The 16,897-nt window shown below is 56.6% G+C and carries 11 protein-coding genes and 3 pseudogenes; 5 read left to right on the top strand and 9 right to left on the bottom strand.

The window, feature by feature from the left end; genetic code table 11:
• Window positions 1-41: 41 nt before the first annotated feature.
• Entirely contained in the window at window positions 42-1,082 is a 1,041-nt protein-coding gene (gene glpX / locus HNI00_RS20185; protein WP_316788905.1) for a class II fructose-bisphosphatase, read from the bottom strand.
• A 300-nt stretch (window positions 1,083-1,382) separates the two neighbouring features.
• On the opposite strand from glpX, the gene HNI00_RS20180 reads away from it, so the two are divergent.
• Entirely contained in the window at window positions 1,383-1,556 is a 174-nt protein-coding gene (locus HNI00_RS20180) for a PCP reductase family protein (RefSeq protein WP_172358850.1), read from the top strand.
• 147 nt (window positions 1,557-1,703) lie between these two features.
• Window positions 1,704-2,270, top strand: a complete 567-nt coding sequence (locus HNI00_RS20175; RefSeq protein ID WP_316788901.1) for a hypothetical protein — start codon at window positions 1,704-1,706, stop codon at window positions 2,268-2,270.
• A 157-nt stretch (window positions 2,271-2,427) separates the two neighbouring features.
• Here the strand turns inward: HNI00_RS20175 and HNI00_RS22230 are convergent.
• From HNI00_RS22230 to HNI00_RS20165, 4 genes and pseudogenes are all read right to left on the bottom strand, one after another.
• A pseudogene (locus HNI00_RS22230) lies at window positions 2,428-2,763 on the bottom strand (DUF4912 domain-containing protein); the annotation flags it as partial.
• Window positions 2,764-3,342: 579 nt separating this feature from the next.
• Window positions 3,343-4,254 (bottom strand): annotated as a pseudogene (locus HNI00_RS22225) (DUF4912 domain-containing protein); the annotation flags it as partial.
• Between the two features lie 345 nt (window positions 4,255-4,599).
• Window positions 4,600-5,799 (bottom strand): annotated as a pseudogene (locus HNI00_RS22220) (substrate-binding domain-containing protein); the annotation flags it as partial.
• Window positions 5,800-6,629: 830 nt separating this feature from the next.
• Complete coding sequence (locus HNI00_RS20165) at window positions 6,630-7,112, bottom strand: hypothetical protein (protein WP_316788897.1); 483 nt, start codon at window positions 7,110-7,112, stop codon at window positions 6,630-6,632.
• Window positions 7,113-7,339: 227 nt separating this feature from the next.
• Here HNI00_RS20165 and HNI00_RS20160 point away from each other — a divergent pair, with 227 nt between their 5' ends.
• Entirely contained in the window at window positions 7,340-8,701 is a 1,362-nt protein-coding gene (locus tag HNI00_RS20160; RefSeq protein ID WP_316788895.1) for a TIGR04283 family arsenosugar biosynthesis glycosyltransferase, read from the top strand.
• 39 nt (window positions 8,702-8,740) lie between these two features.
• Here HNI00_RS20160 and HNI00_RS20155 read toward each other — a convergent pair whose 3' ends face one another.
• The 4 genes from HNI00_RS20155 to HNI00_RS22215 all read right to left on the bottom strand — a co-directional run bounded on the left by HNI00_RS20155 (window position 8,741) and on the right by HNI00_RS22215 (window position 12,631).
• Window positions 8,741-9,742: a DUF1517 domain-containing protein gene (locus HNI00_RS20155; RefSeq protein WP_316788892.1), complete on the bottom strand. Its 1,002-nt coding sequence runs from the start codon at window positions 9,740-9,742 to the stop codon at window positions 8,741-8,743.
• A 371-nt stretch (window positions 9,743-10,113) separates the two neighbouring features.
• Window positions 10,114-10,320 (bottom strand): sulfur carrier protein ThiS, encoded by a 207-nt coding sequence (gene thiS, locus HNI00_RS20150; protein WP_316788890.1) that lies wholly within the window; start codon window positions 10,318-10,320, stop codon window positions 10,114-10,116.
• Between the two features lie 146 nt (window positions 10,321-10,466).
• Window positions 10,467-12,305 (bottom strand): ATP-binding protein, encoded by a 1,839-nt coding sequence (locus HNI00_RS20145; RefSeq protein ID WP_316788887.1) that lies wholly within the window; start codon window positions 12,303-12,305, stop codon window positions 10,467-10,469.
• Window positions 12,306-12,448: 143 nt separating this feature from the next.
• Complete coding sequence (locus HNI00_RS22215; protein ID WP_205371270.1) at window positions 12,449-12,631, bottom strand: hypothetical protein; 183 nt, start codon at window positions 12,629-12,631, stop codon at window positions 12,449-12,451.
• 579 nt (window positions 12,632-13,210) lie between these two features.
• On the opposite strand from HNI00_RS22215, the gene tnpC reads away from it, so the two are divergent.
• Window positions 13,211-14,578, top strand: a complete 1,368-nt coding sequence (tnpC, locus tag HNI00_RS20135) for an IS66 family transposase (RefSeq protein ID WP_316788883.1) — start codon at window positions 13,211-13,213, stop codon at window positions 14,576-14,578.
• A gap of 490 nt (window positions 14,579-15,068) precedes the next feature.
• Window positions 15,069-16,874, top strand: a complete 1,806-nt coding sequence (gene lepA, locus HNI00_RS20130) for a translation elongation factor 4 (RefSeq protein WP_068513232.1) — start codon at window positions 15,069-15,071, stop codon at window positions 16,872-16,874.
• Window positions 16,875-16,897 lie beyond the last annotated feature (23 nt).

The following is a 16,897-nucleotide window of genomic DNA, read 5'->3' as shown; positions in this document are numbered from 1 at the left end:
TCGCAGTTATTAAGCGTTATTGAGCGACGGGGGTTTGCAGCTTAGCGCAGTTGCAGGTATTTGGTGTTGTCGCCCATGTGGATGGTGTCAACGAAGCGGGCGGTTTTGGATTGGGTGGAGATGACCAGGCTCTGAGTGCGGGCCCCCCCTTTGAAGAAACGAACCCCTTCCATCAGCGTGCCGGAGGTGATGCCACAGGCGGCGAACAGAACTGTTTCCCCTGATGCCAACTCCTCGCATTCATAAACCCGATCCGGATCGGTGATGTTCATTTCCTTGAGGCGGGCAATGTTCTCTTCTTTAGTTTTGTTAGCCCACTCTTTGGTCATCACGACGGCGGGGTCGGCCACAAGCTGCCCTTGGAAGTGGCCACCCAGCGCCCGCATCGCCGCCGCAGAAATCACGCCTTCGGGCGCAGCGCCAATGCCCATCAGCGCGTGGATATTCGTCCCTGCAAAGGCGCAGGAAATCGCAGCAGACACGTCGCCATCGGTAATCAGGCGGACGCGGGCCCCGGCTTCGCGGATTTCCTTGATCAGCGCATCGTGGCGATCGCGCTTCATCACCACCACCACCAGTTCGTCGATGGCCCGATCCAAGCATTCCGACAGGATCTTTAGGTTTTCCGTGGCGGACTTGCGGATATCGACCTTACCTTTGGCTGCGGGGGGCGCGGCCAGCTTGTTCATATAAAAGTCAGGTGCGTTGAACAGGCCACCCTTTTCGGAAATCGCCAGCACCGCCATCGAACCGGGCTGACCGTAGGCGCAGAGGTTGGTGCCCTCGCAGGGGTCCACGGCAATGTCGATTTCCAGCAGTTCGTCAGGGTTGCAGAAGGCTGCCGCATCTTCTCGGGTGCAGATGCCTACTTCTTCGCCGATGTAGAGCATGGGCGCTTCGTCGCGCTCCCCTTCACCGATCACAATCCGTCCGCGCATGTGGATCTTGTTCATCCGTTCGCGCATGGCTTCTACAGCGACCCGGTCGGCTTCGTTCTTATCCCCTTTGCCCATCAACCGAGCAGAGGCGATCGCCGCTTGCTCTACCACTTCGATAATTTCCAAACCGAGTGTACTTTCCACCGGATACCCTCCAAACTGCTTGATTTTTCGTCGTTTGAGCGACGTGTACCTCTTGTCAAAAGTGTATCAGACAAGGGGATCGGGATCAGGACTTACGCACTTGCGATAGGCTCTATTGGGTTTTGGAGGATTTCTCGCGCAGCCCCTAAGAAATCATCCAGATGCGTCAGTCCTAGGGCGTGTTTTAAAACCCTTTGATCCCCCCTAGCCCCCCTTAAGAAGCAGCGGAGGACCCTGCAAATCCCCTAACCAATGCGCCTAAACTAGAAGGGCAGAACAATGCAGGTGGAACCCATTTCTATGAGTAGCGCGATCGCCTGGACTCCTGAAGCCGAAGCCCGTTTGAAAGAAATTCCCTTTTTTGTGCGTCCGGCCGCCCGCAAAAAGATCGAGAAATTTGCTGAAGAGGCTGGAATAACGCAGATCACCGAAGAGGTCTACGAGCAGGCCAAAGCAAAGTTTGGCTCGAAGTAGCGTCTAGAAGGTGCAACATCGTCTGAACTCGGTCTGAACTCGGTTTGAACTCGCGGAGATCTGCAAGTTTCAGTTTTGGTAACTCCACGACTCCAAAGCAAGCAGGAACTTAAAGTAGCAGTATTGAGTTTCTGTGAGGGCTTCGGGATGAAAACTTGGCCATTGACGGTTGGGGTTGTGGGACTGTGTTTGGCGATCGCCAGCGCCGCGATCGCCGCTCCACCCAACCGCTTATCCATTGCTCAAGATGGGCCTGCTCCGACCCAGCCAGTCAGCCAAAGCGGAACTCCTCTGGTCACGGTTCGCCGCGAGGGTGGCTTCTGCTATCCGCCAGGCTGCTTTTCAGAAGTGACGATATATCCGGACGGCAGCTACCGCTATGCCAACAGCGTCGGCGATCGCGCCACCGGACGCATCCGCCGAGGAACCCTGCAACAACTGCGATCGCGCATTGCCCGCGCCGATTTTGACCAGATCCGCAGCGAGGCAAATGTCCGCAATCCAATCCCAAACCTCTGCCTGCTGGCTGCCGATGGGCCAGAAGCCGTCTATCGGTTTTACCCGAACGGGAAGACCGAAGAGATTCGCGGCTGCGAAACCGACATCGACCGCAGCAGCCGTCTATTTCAGCAGCTTGAACGGCTCTATGAGCGCGTCTCTGAGCAGGCCGCCCAAGCAGCCCAGAATCAGAGACGGGGCGATCGCGCTCTTTAAGGTCTTGAAGGAAGGATCACGCTGAACCCTAGGGCGCGTCATCAACTAAGCTCAGAAGCCTTGAGGGATCGGCAGTATTGCGCCCGTCCAAACAAATCAGGCTAGGGGCTGAATCTCCCAAGAAACCAGACCTTGGGTAGACAACTGATAGCAGCCCCTAGTAGGGCTGATCCATCGCCTCGTCCTTTGTATTAGTGCGGCGTTCTGGTGTTTCTCGATTAAACCGCATGTGAACCGCGCGGGTCTGAACGCCGTCCGCCGCCACCGCCAAAATCGGAAAGTCCAACATGCCATCCTGGAAGGACATCTGGAAGCGGAATGTACCATCGGGATTCAGCGTCACAGGCCGTCCAGCAATGGTCACCGAGGCATCTGGCTCCGTTGCGCCGTAGATAATCAGTTCTGCATCTGCCACCAGCCAGAATTTCCGCGCCCGGATCGGCGGCATAGAACCAAAGAAGCCCACACCCGACATGCCAATGCCAGAGAAGTTCGGCATCCCAACCCCCGACTGGCTATAGATCCCAGCCCCCGACATCGTATACAGACCTGCGCCCGACTCGGTGTACATCCCTACGCCCGACATCCGCGCATAGCTCATCGGCCCCGGATAGCCCATGCCCACGCCGGACATGCCCACGCCCGACATACTGTACATGCCCACGCCGGACATGCCCACACCGGACATGCTGTACATGCCCACGCCGGACATGCCCACACCGGACATGCTGTACATGCCCACGCCGGACATGCCCACACCGGACATGCCCACACCGGACATGCTATACATGCCCACGCCGGACATGCCCACACCGGACATGCTATACATGCCCACGCCGGACATGCCCACGCCGGATTCGGTATATCGACCCACACCCGATTCGGTGTACAGGCCCACACCCGACATCGTGTAAAGCGCTCCGCCCGACTCAGTATAAAGTCCTACTCCCGACATGGTGTACATGCCCACGCCGGACATGCCCACGCCGGACTCGGTGTATCGACCTACGCCGGACATGCCCACGCCAGACATGCCCACGCCGGACATGCTGTACATGCCCACGCCGGACATGCCCACACCCGATTCGGTATATCGACCCACACCCGATTCGGTGTATAGGCCTACGCCGGACTCAGTTTTCCCCGACCATTGACCCATTTCAGCCGAGAAAACAAACGAGCTAATGGCTGCACCAGAGGCCTGCATGGAACTCAGCGCTGCCCCAGATTCTGAGTGAACGTAGCTGCTAATGGCTGCCCCAGAAGCCTGCATAGAACTGAGCGCTGCGCCCGATTCCATCTGATGGGAACCCTGCACCGAGGCCGGAACCTGCTGCATGGAACCATAGAGCGAACCCGCCAGACGCATTGCCTCGGCAGACTCGGCCATGTCAAAAATCTCGTCGTAGATGGGGTTGCCCGTGTCTGCCACTCGTCGCCCCGGCGGAATCAACCGCAGGAAGGTCTTGCCACGCCGGTCTTCATCCCAACCCAGCGTAATAAACTGATCCTCAAACCAGTCGGATGGGTAGATTGGTGGAATGCGAACCGCATTAGATCTCGCCAGAACCAGCCACATACCATCTGGTGTGAGATAGCCAATTTCAACCAAATAATCGCGATCGCTCACCGGAATGGGCAAATACCAGTCGCGGGCTAGCTCGTCACAGTCGTACTGCTGCACGCTATGGGGACGCTGGCTATAGGCATCAATATCGGTCACGTCGTATAGCCGCAGCGCCAGCCGCTGTCCACCCTGACCTCGCAGGAGTGCCTTGTGTTGATCGGGCACATCCCAATAAGTGTAGGCCCACTGCGGATCGCGAGGCATCAGCACAATTCGGCTCTCGCCGTAGCCATCAGGCAAATCGGGTAGATTCGTGTCCACATCCGCCAGCCGCTCAGCCGACAGATCTGTTTGCCCCACGTCAAACTTTGCCGCTTCAACAGCAGACTGGTCATCTTCCTTGGCCAGCGCTGCCATCGCAGCCGCGCCTGCTGCCAGCGTTGCTCCCGTACCCAGAGCCGCAGCAATCGGCGGCACAGCGGGGGTCTCTGGCTCTGGCGTTTCTACGACAGGTTCATCAACAGCAGGTTCATCCATAACAGGTTCCAATGGGGTAGGCGCTGGAGCGGGTACTGTCGGAGAAACGGATACCGCTGGAGGAGGGACAACTGGAGTGACCACAGGCGGCACAACGGGCGGCACAACAGGTGGCACAACGGGCGGCACGACCGGAGCAGGAGCTGCTTCAGCTGCCGCTGGGATCGTGGGCACGCGCACCGAGTTGGAGCGGGCCAGCTTCAGCCAGCGGCCGTCGCTGGTGGTGTAGCCAATTTCTGCAAGATAGTCGCGATCGCCCGCCATGATGGGCACATGCCGATCCTGGTCGGTTTCAGCCACATCGTATTCTTGGACGCTGTGGGCGGGCTGCCGATCGAGGTCAATATCTGTCACGTCGTAGATCCGCAGCTTCAAATCGCGTCCGCCCTGGCGCTTTAGATCTGCTTTATGAGCCTCTGGCGCTTCCCAATAGGCGTAGGCATCTTCGGCATTGCGCGGGGTTAGCACAATCCGGCTGGCGGGAACCTGGCGGGGCGGCGCGACAGTGGCCACTGGGCGCAGCGGCGGCGCAACCGGAGCCACAGCCTCTCGCCGCCGAAATAGCCCCAGCAAGAAGGGCAAAGCTCCTAGCAGCAACAGCGCCAGCCAGGGCAGCCAGCCTTCGGGTTGATTACTCGATGGCGGTGGCGTGACGACTGCGGGCGCTGCATCCAGCACGGGACTGGGGGTGGCGGGCACGGGCGCGACCGGAGCCGCTGGCGCGACTGCGGTGGCTTCCTGTTCACGCGCCTCCTCTACCACTTCTTGACCGGGTTCCGAGGTCGCAAATCCTAAAAATGCCTGCACAGGCGGAGTTGGTGTGCCGCGATAGACATAGCCCCTTGGCTGCGAAAAGGGATAGCGAGGATCGGTGGGCAAGGTCTGGTGCATGGGCACGATCTTCACGTCACCCCGGTTCAACACCTGATTGGCGATCGCATAGCTAATCCCATCTGCCCCAAGCGCCTGCACCACTGCTGCCGTGTCGTCTGTCGCAATCTGCTCAGCGTTGGGCCCAGTTTGAAAGGGCGCTGCCTGAAACACAGAGTAGTTGCTGAGTGACTGGCGTGTATCGCTAAAAGCAGGACGATCGACAAAGCGAATCGGCCCAGGTGGCCCACCAACCTGCGACCAGTCCGTAATTTCACCCCGGAAAATCTGAGCAAACTGCTCAAACGTCAGGTCGCCTGCAAAGGGGTTGTCTGCGCCTACAATGATGGCAATTTTTTCTCGGCTGAGGGGAACCTCTACCAATCCCTGATCCCGCTCTGCCTGGGTCAGGTCGCGCCCCACTGCCACCAGATCCAGGTTTCCAGCCAGTAAGGCTTGTAGCGCCGCGTCTGTGCCGCCTGCGGCAAGGTTGACCCGGGTGCCAGGGTAGCGCTCCTCAAAGCGGGCCTTCAGACTTTCATTAATCAGCGTCATACTGGCAGAGCCGTCTATAGTAACGGAAGTGTCTGCCGGAACGCTGGCAGGCAGCGGGAATTCTGGCGGCGTAGATTGTGCCAGAGCTGGAACTACCCACCGCAGTCCAAGTAAACCAGGAGCGCCGCCGAGGGCAACCAGCAGGGCTAGTAGGGTGAAAGATGTTTCTGGGTTTCGCAGCATTGTTGAGGGCAGCCTAGACGTGAGCAGGGATTTTTTAGGTTAATTTTTGCAAAAGACGTGTCAATTATATAGCCCTCTTTCTTATCAGAAGTTAATAAAGAAGACAATTTGAAGTAAAAATACTCATCAAGGGGGCGATCGCCCAGATCCTTCCCATACAAGCGTTTCAGCTTTTAAGCAGGAGAAAGCAAGGGATTCTCGCGCCGCCTCTGTTTCGCGGGGTACTAGACGAGCCGACAAGTTTCCCCTAGTTTGTCGTATTTCTTTTGAGATGCATAGTCCACGCTGATTTTTGATAAGAATTGCCTATACCAGCAGCATCGCTGGATAAGCGGCAAGGCTGAGCCTGGAAAGCGCTGGGAGCCAGACTAAGAACGGTCGAGAAAAACGTTGCAGAAACAGCAAAAGCGCCACGCTGAACATCTAACCGCGCGGCGCTTGCGTAATGACTTGCTGCAATAGGGCTTGCTGCAACTGGTTTTGAAAACTGGCAGTTGCGAATGGCTGTTAGCCAGAATCAGTCATAGGTAAATCGGTCACAGGTGAACTAATCACGGGCTAAACCTTAGCTCGCCTAGCTTTATCCAAGCTGTTTATATCCAAGCTGTTTATATCCAACCTGCTTTGTCTAGACTGCTTCCAGGATGCTACCAGAGACCTCGAACCGGGCCGGCTGGACGCGGCGCAGGCGGAGGATCTCCTGGAACACCCTGGCTGAAGGGCGGAAACTGGGGACCCGCAGGAAGTGGGCGGAGGGGTTGAGAGGGAGGCAGCAGTAGCAGCGAGGTATCGAAGGGATTATTCAGATCGGGAGTGCGGATGGTGGGGCCGTCCAGGTTTTGCTGGTTTGAAGCGTCCACGTAGAGTCGATGCACCTGCCGTGCATCGGTGATGATGTTGTTTTCAGGGAAGGGGCCAAGGAACCAGGTGAAGGAGTTCACAATGCCCCGGTTGCCAAAGAAAGTGCCGCTGGCACCATAGTAAGCGTCTTCAAACGCTTGCTGGAGTGTCTGAATGTCGTCTGCGCTGCGGGTTGAAGTGACAGTCTGGGCGATCGCCCCTGACCCCAGCGCCCCACCCGACGTTGCCAGGGTGAGCAGTCCAGCCAATATCTTAAACCTGAAGCCCATGGCAAATTCCCTCAAATTTTGTCCAACATCTTAGCTCATTTCAGAGTACAAAGGTCAACTTTTTTCTAAAGCTCGATGAATGACGACCTAGACTGAGGAGGGATCGGGAGAATCTTTTCTACCTGGTAGTTACAGCGTTTTTCATCAGCCTTTCTAGTAAGACTCTTTGCCCCGCTATCTTGGCGATCGCCCCTTAACGTTTCACCCCAAAATTGGAATTTTTAGCCGTGATTCTTGCCGATCATCTAATTCTTTTTTCGCGCTATCCCCAGCCAGGAACCACGAAAACGCGCCTCATTCCGCATTTGGGAGAAACCGGAGCCGCCCAGCTTCAGCGACAGATGACCGCGCAGGTGCTGCGGCAAATCCGTCCTCTCCTGTCTCCGACGGCGGAGAATTCGACCCGCCCTATTTCGGCAGAAATCTGGTTTGCGGGGGGCGAATTGTCCCAAATGGCAGACTGGCTGGGAACCTCCTGGGCGCTGCATCCGCAGCCGTCAGGAGACTTGGGCGATCGCCTGTTGAGTGCGGTGGAAGGGGCGATCGCCGCTGGAGCCGAGCGGGTCGTGGTGATTGGCGCAGACTGCCCCAGCGTGGATGCCGCAATTTTGCAGCAGGCCTTTACCGCGTTGCAGAGCCATGACCTGGTGCTGGGGCCGGCCACCGATGGCGGCTATTATCTCATCGGGCTGCGGCAGCCCCTTGCAGACCTGTTCAGCGGCATTGATTGGGGCACAGAGCGCGTATTTACCCAGACTAGGGCGATCGCCCAAGCTCTCCATCTCTCCGTAGCAACCCTTGACCCACTGACGGACATTGACACTGCTGCCGACTTGCCCGTGTGGGAAGCGCTGCGGGAGCAGGTGATTTCCGTGATCATTCCAACGCTGAATGAAGCCGCAGAATTGCCGAGCCTGCTGGAAACCCTATCGCCCTCTGGCACATTGGAAGTGATTGTGGCAGACGGGGGCAGCCAGGACGACACGCGGGCGATCGCTCAGCAGTATGGCGCAACGGTCGTCTACTCTGCTGCCGGCCGCGCCCGCCAGATGAACGCCGGAGCCACCGCCGCGATGGGGAAAACTCTGCTTTTCCTCCACGCCGACACTCGCCTGCCCCAGAAGTTTCCCCATCTGGTGCAGCAAACCCTGGCCCAACCGGGCGTGGCGCTGGGGGCGTTTGACCTGTCGATTGACGGAACCTTGCCGGGATTGCGCTGGGTGGAGCGGGGGGTGCGCTGGCGATCGCGCTGGTTCAGCCTGCCCTACGGTGATCAGGCGCTATTTCTGCGAACAGACACTTTCTGGCAACTGGGCGGCTTTCCAGAGGTGCCGATTCTGGAAGATCTGAAGCTGGTGCGAAAGGCTCAGACCTTGGGCAAAGTGGCGATCGCCCCAGCAGTGGTATCGACTTCGGCGCGGCGGTGGGAAGCGCTGGGGGTGTGGCAGACGACGCTGATCAATCAGGGCGTGCTGATCGCCGCTGGGTTGGGCGTGCCTCTAGAGAGAATTACTCAGTTCTATCGGCGATCGCGGTCAAAAAATTTGCCGCCAGACCCCTTCAAAATTCGTAAAAAAAATAGGGATTGAACGCTCAACCCCTAACGTATCCCATTATCTACAGGCTAGCTAGACCAATCTCAAATCAGCATACTCAGCGACTAGCTCATCTGACGAGAGGGTCTGACCCTCCACCTGGGGGGTCCAGAGAATTTCCAGCGCCAAGAGGCGATCGCTCGACACCGACCCCATCTGCGACAGCGCCCGACGCAGGTCTTCCGTCGAGTTCACCACGGGCAGATCCAGCTTGCCCAGCGTTGCCGCCAGCAGCGTCACCACGATATATTCGCCCTGCGACTGGACTTCTGTCGGCTGCTCTGCCGCCACTATCTCACCCGTACCCGTCGTGGCCAGGGCGGCCGAAGCCGTTCCCGCCTGCCGCAACTGGCGGTTGACATTCGACAGCGTTTCTTCGCTAAATTTGCTGCGCTCCGCCAGCGCCAGTCGGTTAAACTGTGCCTCAGCCGCCTCCAGGCGATACTGTGCCGACTGCGTGCCGCCATAGACCCAATATTCGGGATGCCGCAGCAGCGCCAGCGTCGTTTCTTGCAGTGCCTCCGTCAGCCCTTCTTTGGAACCCGTATCCGCCGTTTTTGCCAGCCGATCCAGGTCTGCCTGCAGGCCGCGAGCGCCAGACAGCAGCCCCACTTGAACTTTGGACACTGAAACCGTGGGCGACGCTGCGCCATAGCCCAGGTCGTCGTAGCCATTCGCATCAGACTGCGCGGCTCGGACGCTCCGCACAATAAATGATGCAAGTGAGAGAAAAATCAGAATGGTGAACAGGCTGCCTGCACCGCCGCCAAAGAAAATCGGCCCCCACACCAGCGGAAACCCAATGCCGCCGCCAGGATAACCACCGGGATAGTAGCCGCCACCGCCATAGGACGGAGCCGGACGGCTGGTGTAGGTGCGGCTGGGCACGCTAAACCCGCCGCCACCGATGCGGCCACCGCCCCGACTCAGGGCCAGAGCGCTACCCGCATTGCCAAACACCAATGTTGCAATGAGAGAGAAAACCACCAGCGGCCGAAGCAGGGGCCGCCACACTTGAGAAAAGAACCTTCGCATCGCCTCAAGCCCTCATGTAAACGTTTCGGGCAATGCCCGTGGGGCAGGCTGTGCAGTTTGCCGAGCTAAACGGTTTGCCGAGTTGCCGAGCTAAATGGTTTTGCTGAGCTAAACGGTTTGCCGAGCTAAACGGTTTGTCGAGCTAAAGTTTGCAGAGCTTTAGCAGCAAAGCTTTAGAAAACGTTACACAGCCATTCAATACTTCTAATGTAACGCGCTCCGTTTTGCGCTGAGGGCGGCTAGCAGTGGGTTTCAGGAGGGATGACCGTACTTGAAAACCCCAGGTTAGGTTGCCCTAATTTTAGATTGCCCTAAATTGAGCAATAGCCCTGGCAAGTCTTTGCAACAAGTCTTTGCAGGCAGTCTTTGTATCAGCCGCCGCCGACAATGGTGACAATTTCCAGGCGATCGCCCGCCTGCATGAGGGTCTGTTCCCAAAACTGGCGGTGCAAAATCTCGCCGTTATATTCCACCGCCACCAGGCGCGGATTCATGCCCAGTTGCTCCAAAAACTGCGGCAGTGAGGTATCTGGCTCGCAGGTGCGGGGTTCGCCATTGACCTGAAGCGTAATCGACATAGCAGAGATCACCCAGAAGACGGCTTAGATTTATGCTACAGCAAGGGCTTAAGCGCGATCGCCCGTTGATACCGCTACTCTAGAGCTACCGCTACTCTGAAGTAGATCTGAGAGGCGGATCTGAGGGACAGCGATGCTAACTGCCGCTAACCCATCGTATCCAGGTCTACCAAGTCTGCTAAATCTGCCAAGTCTGCCAGATCCGCATCTTCCTCTTCAGACTGTCTGGCGATTAGCACCGGGTGCTGATGGAGGGGCACAGTAAAGGTAACCGTAGACCCCAGACCTTCGCCCAGGCTGTAGAAATTCACCTCGCCCTTCATCGCTTCTACAAGCTTCTGGGAAATGGCCAGGCCCAGCCCCGTGCCGCCATATTGCCGAGTCCGGGAACCGTCTACCTGGCTAAAGGACTGAAACAGGCGGTCTTGCTTCTCTAGCGAAACGCCAATGCCCGTATCGACCACGCTAATCTTGGCATAGCCCTTGTCCTGATCGGACTGGCGGGGCAGGATGTCGGTGGTAACGGTGATGCCGCCTTCGTGGGTGAACTTAATGGCGTTGCCCAACAGGTTCAGAAGCACCTGGCGGAGGCGCTGATAGTTGCCGTTTAGGATGATTGGATCTCGCGTTTCGGGTTTGCAAATTTTGAAACTCAGATGCTTGTGTTCGGCCTGGGGACGGATAAAGCGTTCCACATCGTCCATCAGGTCATCGAGCTTGACCGGGTTAATCTCGATTTCGAGCTTGCCTGCTTCGATTTTGGCAATGTCCAGGATGTCATTGATGATGTCGTTCAGGTTTACCGCTGAGCGGTAGGCTTCTTCGATGAACTCGCCCTGTTCTTCGGGATCATCCGCCATGCCGTCTACGATGAGCTTGAGGAAGCCAATCATGCCGTTGAGCGGGGTGCGTAGCTCGTGGGACGTGTTGGCCAAAAACTCGCTCTTGAGGCGGGAGGCTTCTTCGGCCTGGCGACGGCTTTCTTCGAGGTCGTGATACTGCTGCATCAGTCGCTCGGCCTGGCGACGGCTCGTTGCATACAGGCTGGCATGGGCCAGCCCCGTTCCAATCTGCTCTGCAAATTCCTGAACTAGCTCGATTTCGGACTGTCTCCACACCTGAGCTTCATCGTCTTGATACAGCACAAGGAGTCCGTTGGGCTGGCCGTCGTGGCAGGTGGCGATCGCCAAAATTGCCATCTCCCTGCCGCTTTCTTCATCAATCTGCGTGGTGCTAACGGGTTGGAGCGTGGAAACAGCCTGCTGCAAGTAGGGAAAGTTCGGTAAATCTAGCGTTTGCCCGACGCAATCCGCCACTCCATCTTGCCGATAGTCTGCCATGATCTGCGCTTTTCCCTCTTCAGCGGGGTAAGCACACACCCAACAGCGACTCAGGTTGAGCGTTTCACCCAGTCCACTGGCGGTTTGCTGCCAGATGACATCGAGGTCAAGCGTATGGCGGATATTCCAAGCAACGCGAGTCAGTGCCTTTTGGTAAAAGATGGAGCCGCTGCCCCGGAGCGTGCTAAAGCGAGGGGGCGATTCTAGCAGCAGGTGGGCCTGGTCATCGGTGCAGGCATAGAGCAGATGCCCCGTGACGATGACTGCTGAAGGCAGCGCGTTGACTTGCAGAATGGGGCTGAGCGCGAGGTCAAAAACGAGATACTGCCCGCCACAGCGAAACAAGTAGGAAAACCCATCGGGGCTGCCCAAATCAAGCACCATGCGAATCCGCTGCAAGTAGGGCGCAAGGGCGGCTGGCGCAAACTCGACTTCCTCAATCGGCCGACCCACCAGCTCCGTGGAATCTAGTCCGTAACGATCTGCGTCCTTCCAGGAGAAGGAGAGGTAGGTTCCCACAGCGTCTTGTATGAAGATGAGATCACCAATGGAGGGCGGTTTCTGGAGCGGGCCGCCGGGTCGCCTAGCAATCGCTACATCTGTCGGGCCAACGACAGAACTAGAAGAATCTTCAGACAAGGTCATCAGCGTGCATCGGAGACAGTGAGTTCAAACGCGCAAAATGTTCTTGGAATCAGGTTCCGCAAGTATCTTCGCCTAACGTAGCCTGTCGCAGAGGCTATCTGCAACGGCTTTTAAAGCAAATCCGTGATTCCTACAGCAATTGGCTAGTCGTTCCATTCTCCACGGGGGGGAACGGGCGGATTGCGCTGGAGCGATCGCGTCAGGTCGTCGTCCCGCGAGGCTCCCCCCCGCAGCCATTGACGCACGGCGACTTCGATCACTTTGCTCGGATCGCTGGTGAGATGCCCAATCTGATTCAATAGCTCAGCGTCGATCTGGATTGACAAATCGACCTTATTTCCAGCCGTTGCTCTGGGTCTGACGGCGGGTGGCGGGTCTGTGGGGGCGATCGCCTCCTGAGTCGAACCCTGAACGCCGGCCTGAGCGTTCACGCCATCCGTCTTCACGCCATCAGTCTTTACGCCATCAGTCTTTGCAACATTAGATTCCACAACAGGGTCGCTCATAGATATTGTCTTGCTCTCTCACCGTTCCGCATTTGCTCCGTCGCTGATATCGCCTGGCTCGCCTATACAGACACGCTTCCAGGATGAGAATCTACCGACTTACAGTAAATTCTGCCCTAAATCGTTTTGTACAGGGAATCTAATGTTGTGAGTTGTAAACTTAATGGCTTGAATTGTAAATCTTGAGTCGTAGAGCTTGGTTTAGATCTCGGTTTAGATTTTGAGTCTTGGCGGTGGTAAGCCGCAGGGGAAGCGGCGTTTCGTCTGGATTCCAGCAGGAGCCTTTCGCGGGCGAGAGCGTTTATATCCAGAAAATCCCCCTATGGTCAAACTCCCTTGGTAATTGCTCAACTAGGTTGACCTGAGCAGGGTCATAGCAGAAGATGATAAGCTTTTGCCATGAAGGAACTGCCCCCCCTCGATGGACTGAGCCATCGCGAAAAGGATGCCCTGATAAGCGGGCTGTGGCAGGAGTTGCAAACGTTGCGAGCGGAGGTGGAAAAGCTGAAGCAAAAACGGGTCAAGAAAACGTCAAAGAATTCGAGTCTGCCTCCATCTCAAGGCTTTAAGCCCAATCAGAGCCGTGTTCAATCAACTTCCGTCAAGGGTGAGGAAACGAGGCATCACCGCAATGGTGGGCGGACATTGAGCCAACAACCAGATCAAGTGGTGATAGCCCAAGCTAAAAGCTGTCCCCACTGTGGGGTCGAAGTTGACTTATCAATGCAGCGATTGAGTGGGATTTACGAGCGCATTGAATTGCCCCGATTGACCCCTCACATCACCCGAGTTGAACGCTACGGTGGGACTTGTCAGTGTTGCCAAAAGGCGTATGAGGCTCCGGTTCCAGTCGGATTAGAGCCAGGGTCTCCCTTTGGTACGAGTGTTGCGAGTCTAGTCACCTATCTACGCTACAGCCATGCTATCAGCTACCAACGGTTGAGCCACTTGATGGGCGACCTTTACGGTCTAAAGCTGTCGGAAGGAGCCATTGCCAATCTCTTGCAACGGGTGCAGGGGCAGCTAGAAACTCCAATTGCCAAGATTGTGGAACGTTTACGCAGTGCTCGGCTAGTGGGTAGTGATGAAACCGGGGCGCGGGTGAATGGGAAAAACCAGTGGGAATGGGTGTTTCAAAACGACCAGGTGTGTCTGCATGTGATTCGTCCCACTCGTGGCAAAACGGTCATTGATACCGTGATGGCTGGGCATCAACCGCAGATTTGGGTGTCTGACTTATTCAGTGCTCAGGCAGCCCATCCAGCCCAAGACTGGCAAGTATGTTTAGCGCATCAACTGCGTGATTGTCAGTATGCGATTGATGCAGGGGATGATTTGTTTGCGCCCCGGATGAAACGGCTGTTGCTCAAAGCCATTGCCTTGCAACGGCGACGACAGATCCTTGCCACCTCGACCGTCGAACAGTATTGCGCTCGATTGGGTGGGTCACTCCGAGAGATTCTCAACTTGCAGCCCAAATCAGTCGAGGGACAAAGGTTGCTCAAACGCTATCAGAAGATTCACGCTCATCTGTTACTGTTTCTGACCGATGAGGCAATCCCGCCGACTAATAATGCAAGTGAACAGGCGTTGCGCTGGAGTGTAATCTTTCGCAAGGTGACCAACGGATTCCGCTCAGACTGGGGAGCAGAGTTATTCGCTCAGGTGCGTTCGCTGGTCAATACTGCAAAGCGTCAGGGCATTTCTGCCTTTGATGCCATTTCTCGTGCCCTTACCTCACATCAGTTCGATTGGCTATTGGGTTGAGTAATTACCTCCCTTGATGGGACTTGAACAACCATCTACTCCGCTCAAGACCTGTCTACTGCACCTCTACTGCACCTCTACTGCATCTCTATTGCACCCTACTCCAGAAAGCTGCACCCACTTTTCTGAGTGATGCTGGCTCTTAAAGATTCTGATTCTCAGACGAGGGGCGATCGCCCATCTTCCCAAGCACCCCTAAATTGAATTGCCCGCAAGGCCTAATATCTCTACAGGCCACCTTGCAGCGTAAAACAATACGCTACAACTTGATCTATCTTGATCTGAATCTATCTATTTAGAAATCATAGGTCATCTGGTTCCTCCCAACTGCGGCGAAACCCAAGACGACTCAAGGGACTGCCGATGCGTCCGGCAGAGAGAAGCATTACAATATCTTGAGCGGTATGCCCTAAAGACGATTCACTGCCTGGTTTCTCTTGCAGCTCCTCTAAGCAATGCCGCCCCTTTTACCCCTTGATGCCTTGCGTCTATGACCGACGTTCCCGTCTCAAACATCCGCAACTTTTCCATCATTGCCCACATCGACCACGGCAAGTCCACGCTGGCCGACCGCTTGCTGCAAACGACGGGCACTGTCAGCAATCGAGAAATGAAGGAGCAATTTCTCGACAATATGGATCTGGAGCGAGAGCGCGGCATCACGATCAAGCTCCAGGCAGCCCGCATGAACTATCGCGGCGAAGACGGGCAGGATTACGTGCTGAACCTGATCGACACGCCGGGGCACGTAGACTTTTCCTACGAGGTGTCGCGCTCTCTGGCTGCCTGCGAAGGCGCATTGCTGGTGGTAGATGCTTCCCAGGGCGTGGAGGCGCAAACCCTGGCAAACGTGTACTTGGCGCTGGAGCATAATCTGGAAATCATTCCGGTGCTAAATAAAATCGACCTGCCGGGGGCAGAGCCAGATCGGGTCAAGGGAGAAATCGAAGAAATTATTGGGCTGGATTGCAGCAGCGCCATTCTTGCCTCGGCGAAAGAGGGCATTGGCATCAGCGAGATTTTGGAATCCATCGTGCATTTAGTGCCGCCGCCCCGCGACACGGTGCAGGAGCCGCTGCGGGCGCTGATTTTCGACAGCTACTACGATTCTTATCGCGGCGTGATTGTCTACTTCCGGGTGATGGACGGGACGCTGAAGAAGGGCGATCGCATCCGGCTGATGGCTTCCCGCAAAGAATACCAAATCGACGAACTGGGGGTGCTGTCGCCCAACCAAATTCAGGTAGACGAACTGCACGCAGGCGAAGTGGGCTATCTGTCGGCTGCCATCAAGGCAGTGGCCGATGCGCGAGTGGGCGACACCATTACCCTGGCGACGGCTCCAGCCAAGGAACCGCTCCCTGGCTATACCGAAGCCAAGCCGATGGTGTTTTGCGGACTGTTCCCTACCGATGCCGATGAGTTTGAAGACCTGCGAGAAGCGCTCGAAAAACTGCGGCTGAACGACGCGGCACTGCAATACGAACCCGAAACCTCCAGCGCGATGGGCTTTGGATTCCGCTGCGGCTTTTTGGGGCTGCTGCACATGGAAATTGTGCAGGAACGACTGGAGCGCGAATACGACCTGGATCTGATTACCACGGCTCCATCAGTGATTTACAAGGTTCGCCTGCTAGATGGCAGCGAGGTCTATATCGACAACCCCAGCCATTTGCCCGATCCCCAAAAGCGCGAGGCGATTGAGGAACCCTATGTGCAGGTGGACATGATCACGCCGGAGGAGTTTGTCGGCCCGCTGATGGAGCTGAGCCAGTCTCGCCGGGGCGTGTTCAAAGACATGAAGTATTTGACCCAGGGGCGCACCACGTTGACCTATGAACTGCCGCTGGCGGAAGTGGTGACGGACTTTTTTGACCAGATGAAGTCGCGATCGCGCGGTTATGCCAGCATGGAATACCACCTCATCGGCTATCGCGAGAATCCCCTGGTGAAGCTGGATATCCTGATCAACGGCGACCCGGTTGACCCGCTGGCGACTATTGTTCACCGCGACAAAGCCTATTATGTGGGCAAGGCGCTGGTCGAAAAGCTCAAGGAACTCATTCCGCGCCACCAGTTCAAAATTCCGCTGCAAGCCGCTATCGGTAGCCGCGTGGTGGCCAGCGAACACATCCCGGCCTTACGAAAAGACGTGCTGGCCAAGTGCTATGGCGGCGACATCAGCCGCAAGAAGAAGCTGCTGCAAAAGCAGGCCAAGGGTAAGAAACGTCTGAAGGCGATCGGGACGGTGGACGTGCCGCAGGAAGCCTTTATGGCAGTGCTGAAGCTGCAATAACCTTGGAAGCGCCCACGCCTATT

It is taken from the genome of Thermoleptolyngbya oregonensis NK1-22 (assembly GCF_032705245.1).
In the GTDB taxonomy this organism is placed as follows: domain Bacteria; phylum Cyanobacteriota; class Cyanobacteriia; order Elainellales; family Elainellaceae; genus Thermoleptolyngbya; species Thermoleptolyngbya sichuanensis.
The sequence above is the reverse complement of the archived record's forward strand: the minus strand, read 5'-3'. Positions and strand labels throughout refer to the sequence as shown.

What these genes read in the sequence shown, in the direction of transcription:
- HNI00_RS20180 (WP_172358850.1), top strand. Translation starts at nt 1,383, where the DNA reads ATGAGTAGCGCGATCGCCTGGACTCCTGAAGCCGAAGCCCGTTTGAAA.
- HNI00_RS20175 (WP_316788901.1), top strand. Translation starts at nt 1,704, where the DNA reads ATGAAAACTTGGCCATTGACGGTTGGGGTTGTGGGACTGTGTTTGGCG.
- HNI00_RS20165 (WP_316788897.1), bottom strand. Translation starts at nt 7,112, where the DNA reads ATGGGCTTCAGGTTTAAGATATTGGCTGGACTGCTCACCCTGGCAACG.
- HNI00_RS20155 (WP_316788892.1), bottom strand. Translation starts at nt 9,742, where the DNA reads ATGCGAAGGTTCTTTTCTCAAGTGTGGCGGCCCCTGCTTCGGCCGCTG.
- thiS (WP_316788890.1), bottom strand. Translation starts at nt 10,320, where the DNA reads ATGTCGATTACGCTTCAGGTCAATGGCGAACCCCGCACCTGCGAGCCA.
- HNI00_RS20145 (WP_316788887.1), bottom strand. Translation starts at nt 12,305, where the DNA reads ATGACCTTGTCTGAAGATTCTTCTAGTTCTGTCGTTGGCCCGACAGAT.
- tnpC (WP_316788883.1), top strand. Translation starts at nt 13,211, where the DNA reads ATGAAGGAACTGCCCCCCCTCGATGGACTGAGCCATCGCGAAAAGGAT.
- lepA (WP_068513232.1), top strand. Translation starts at nt 15,069, where the DNA reads ATGACCGACGTTCCCGTCTCAAACATCCGCAACTTTTCCATCATTGCC.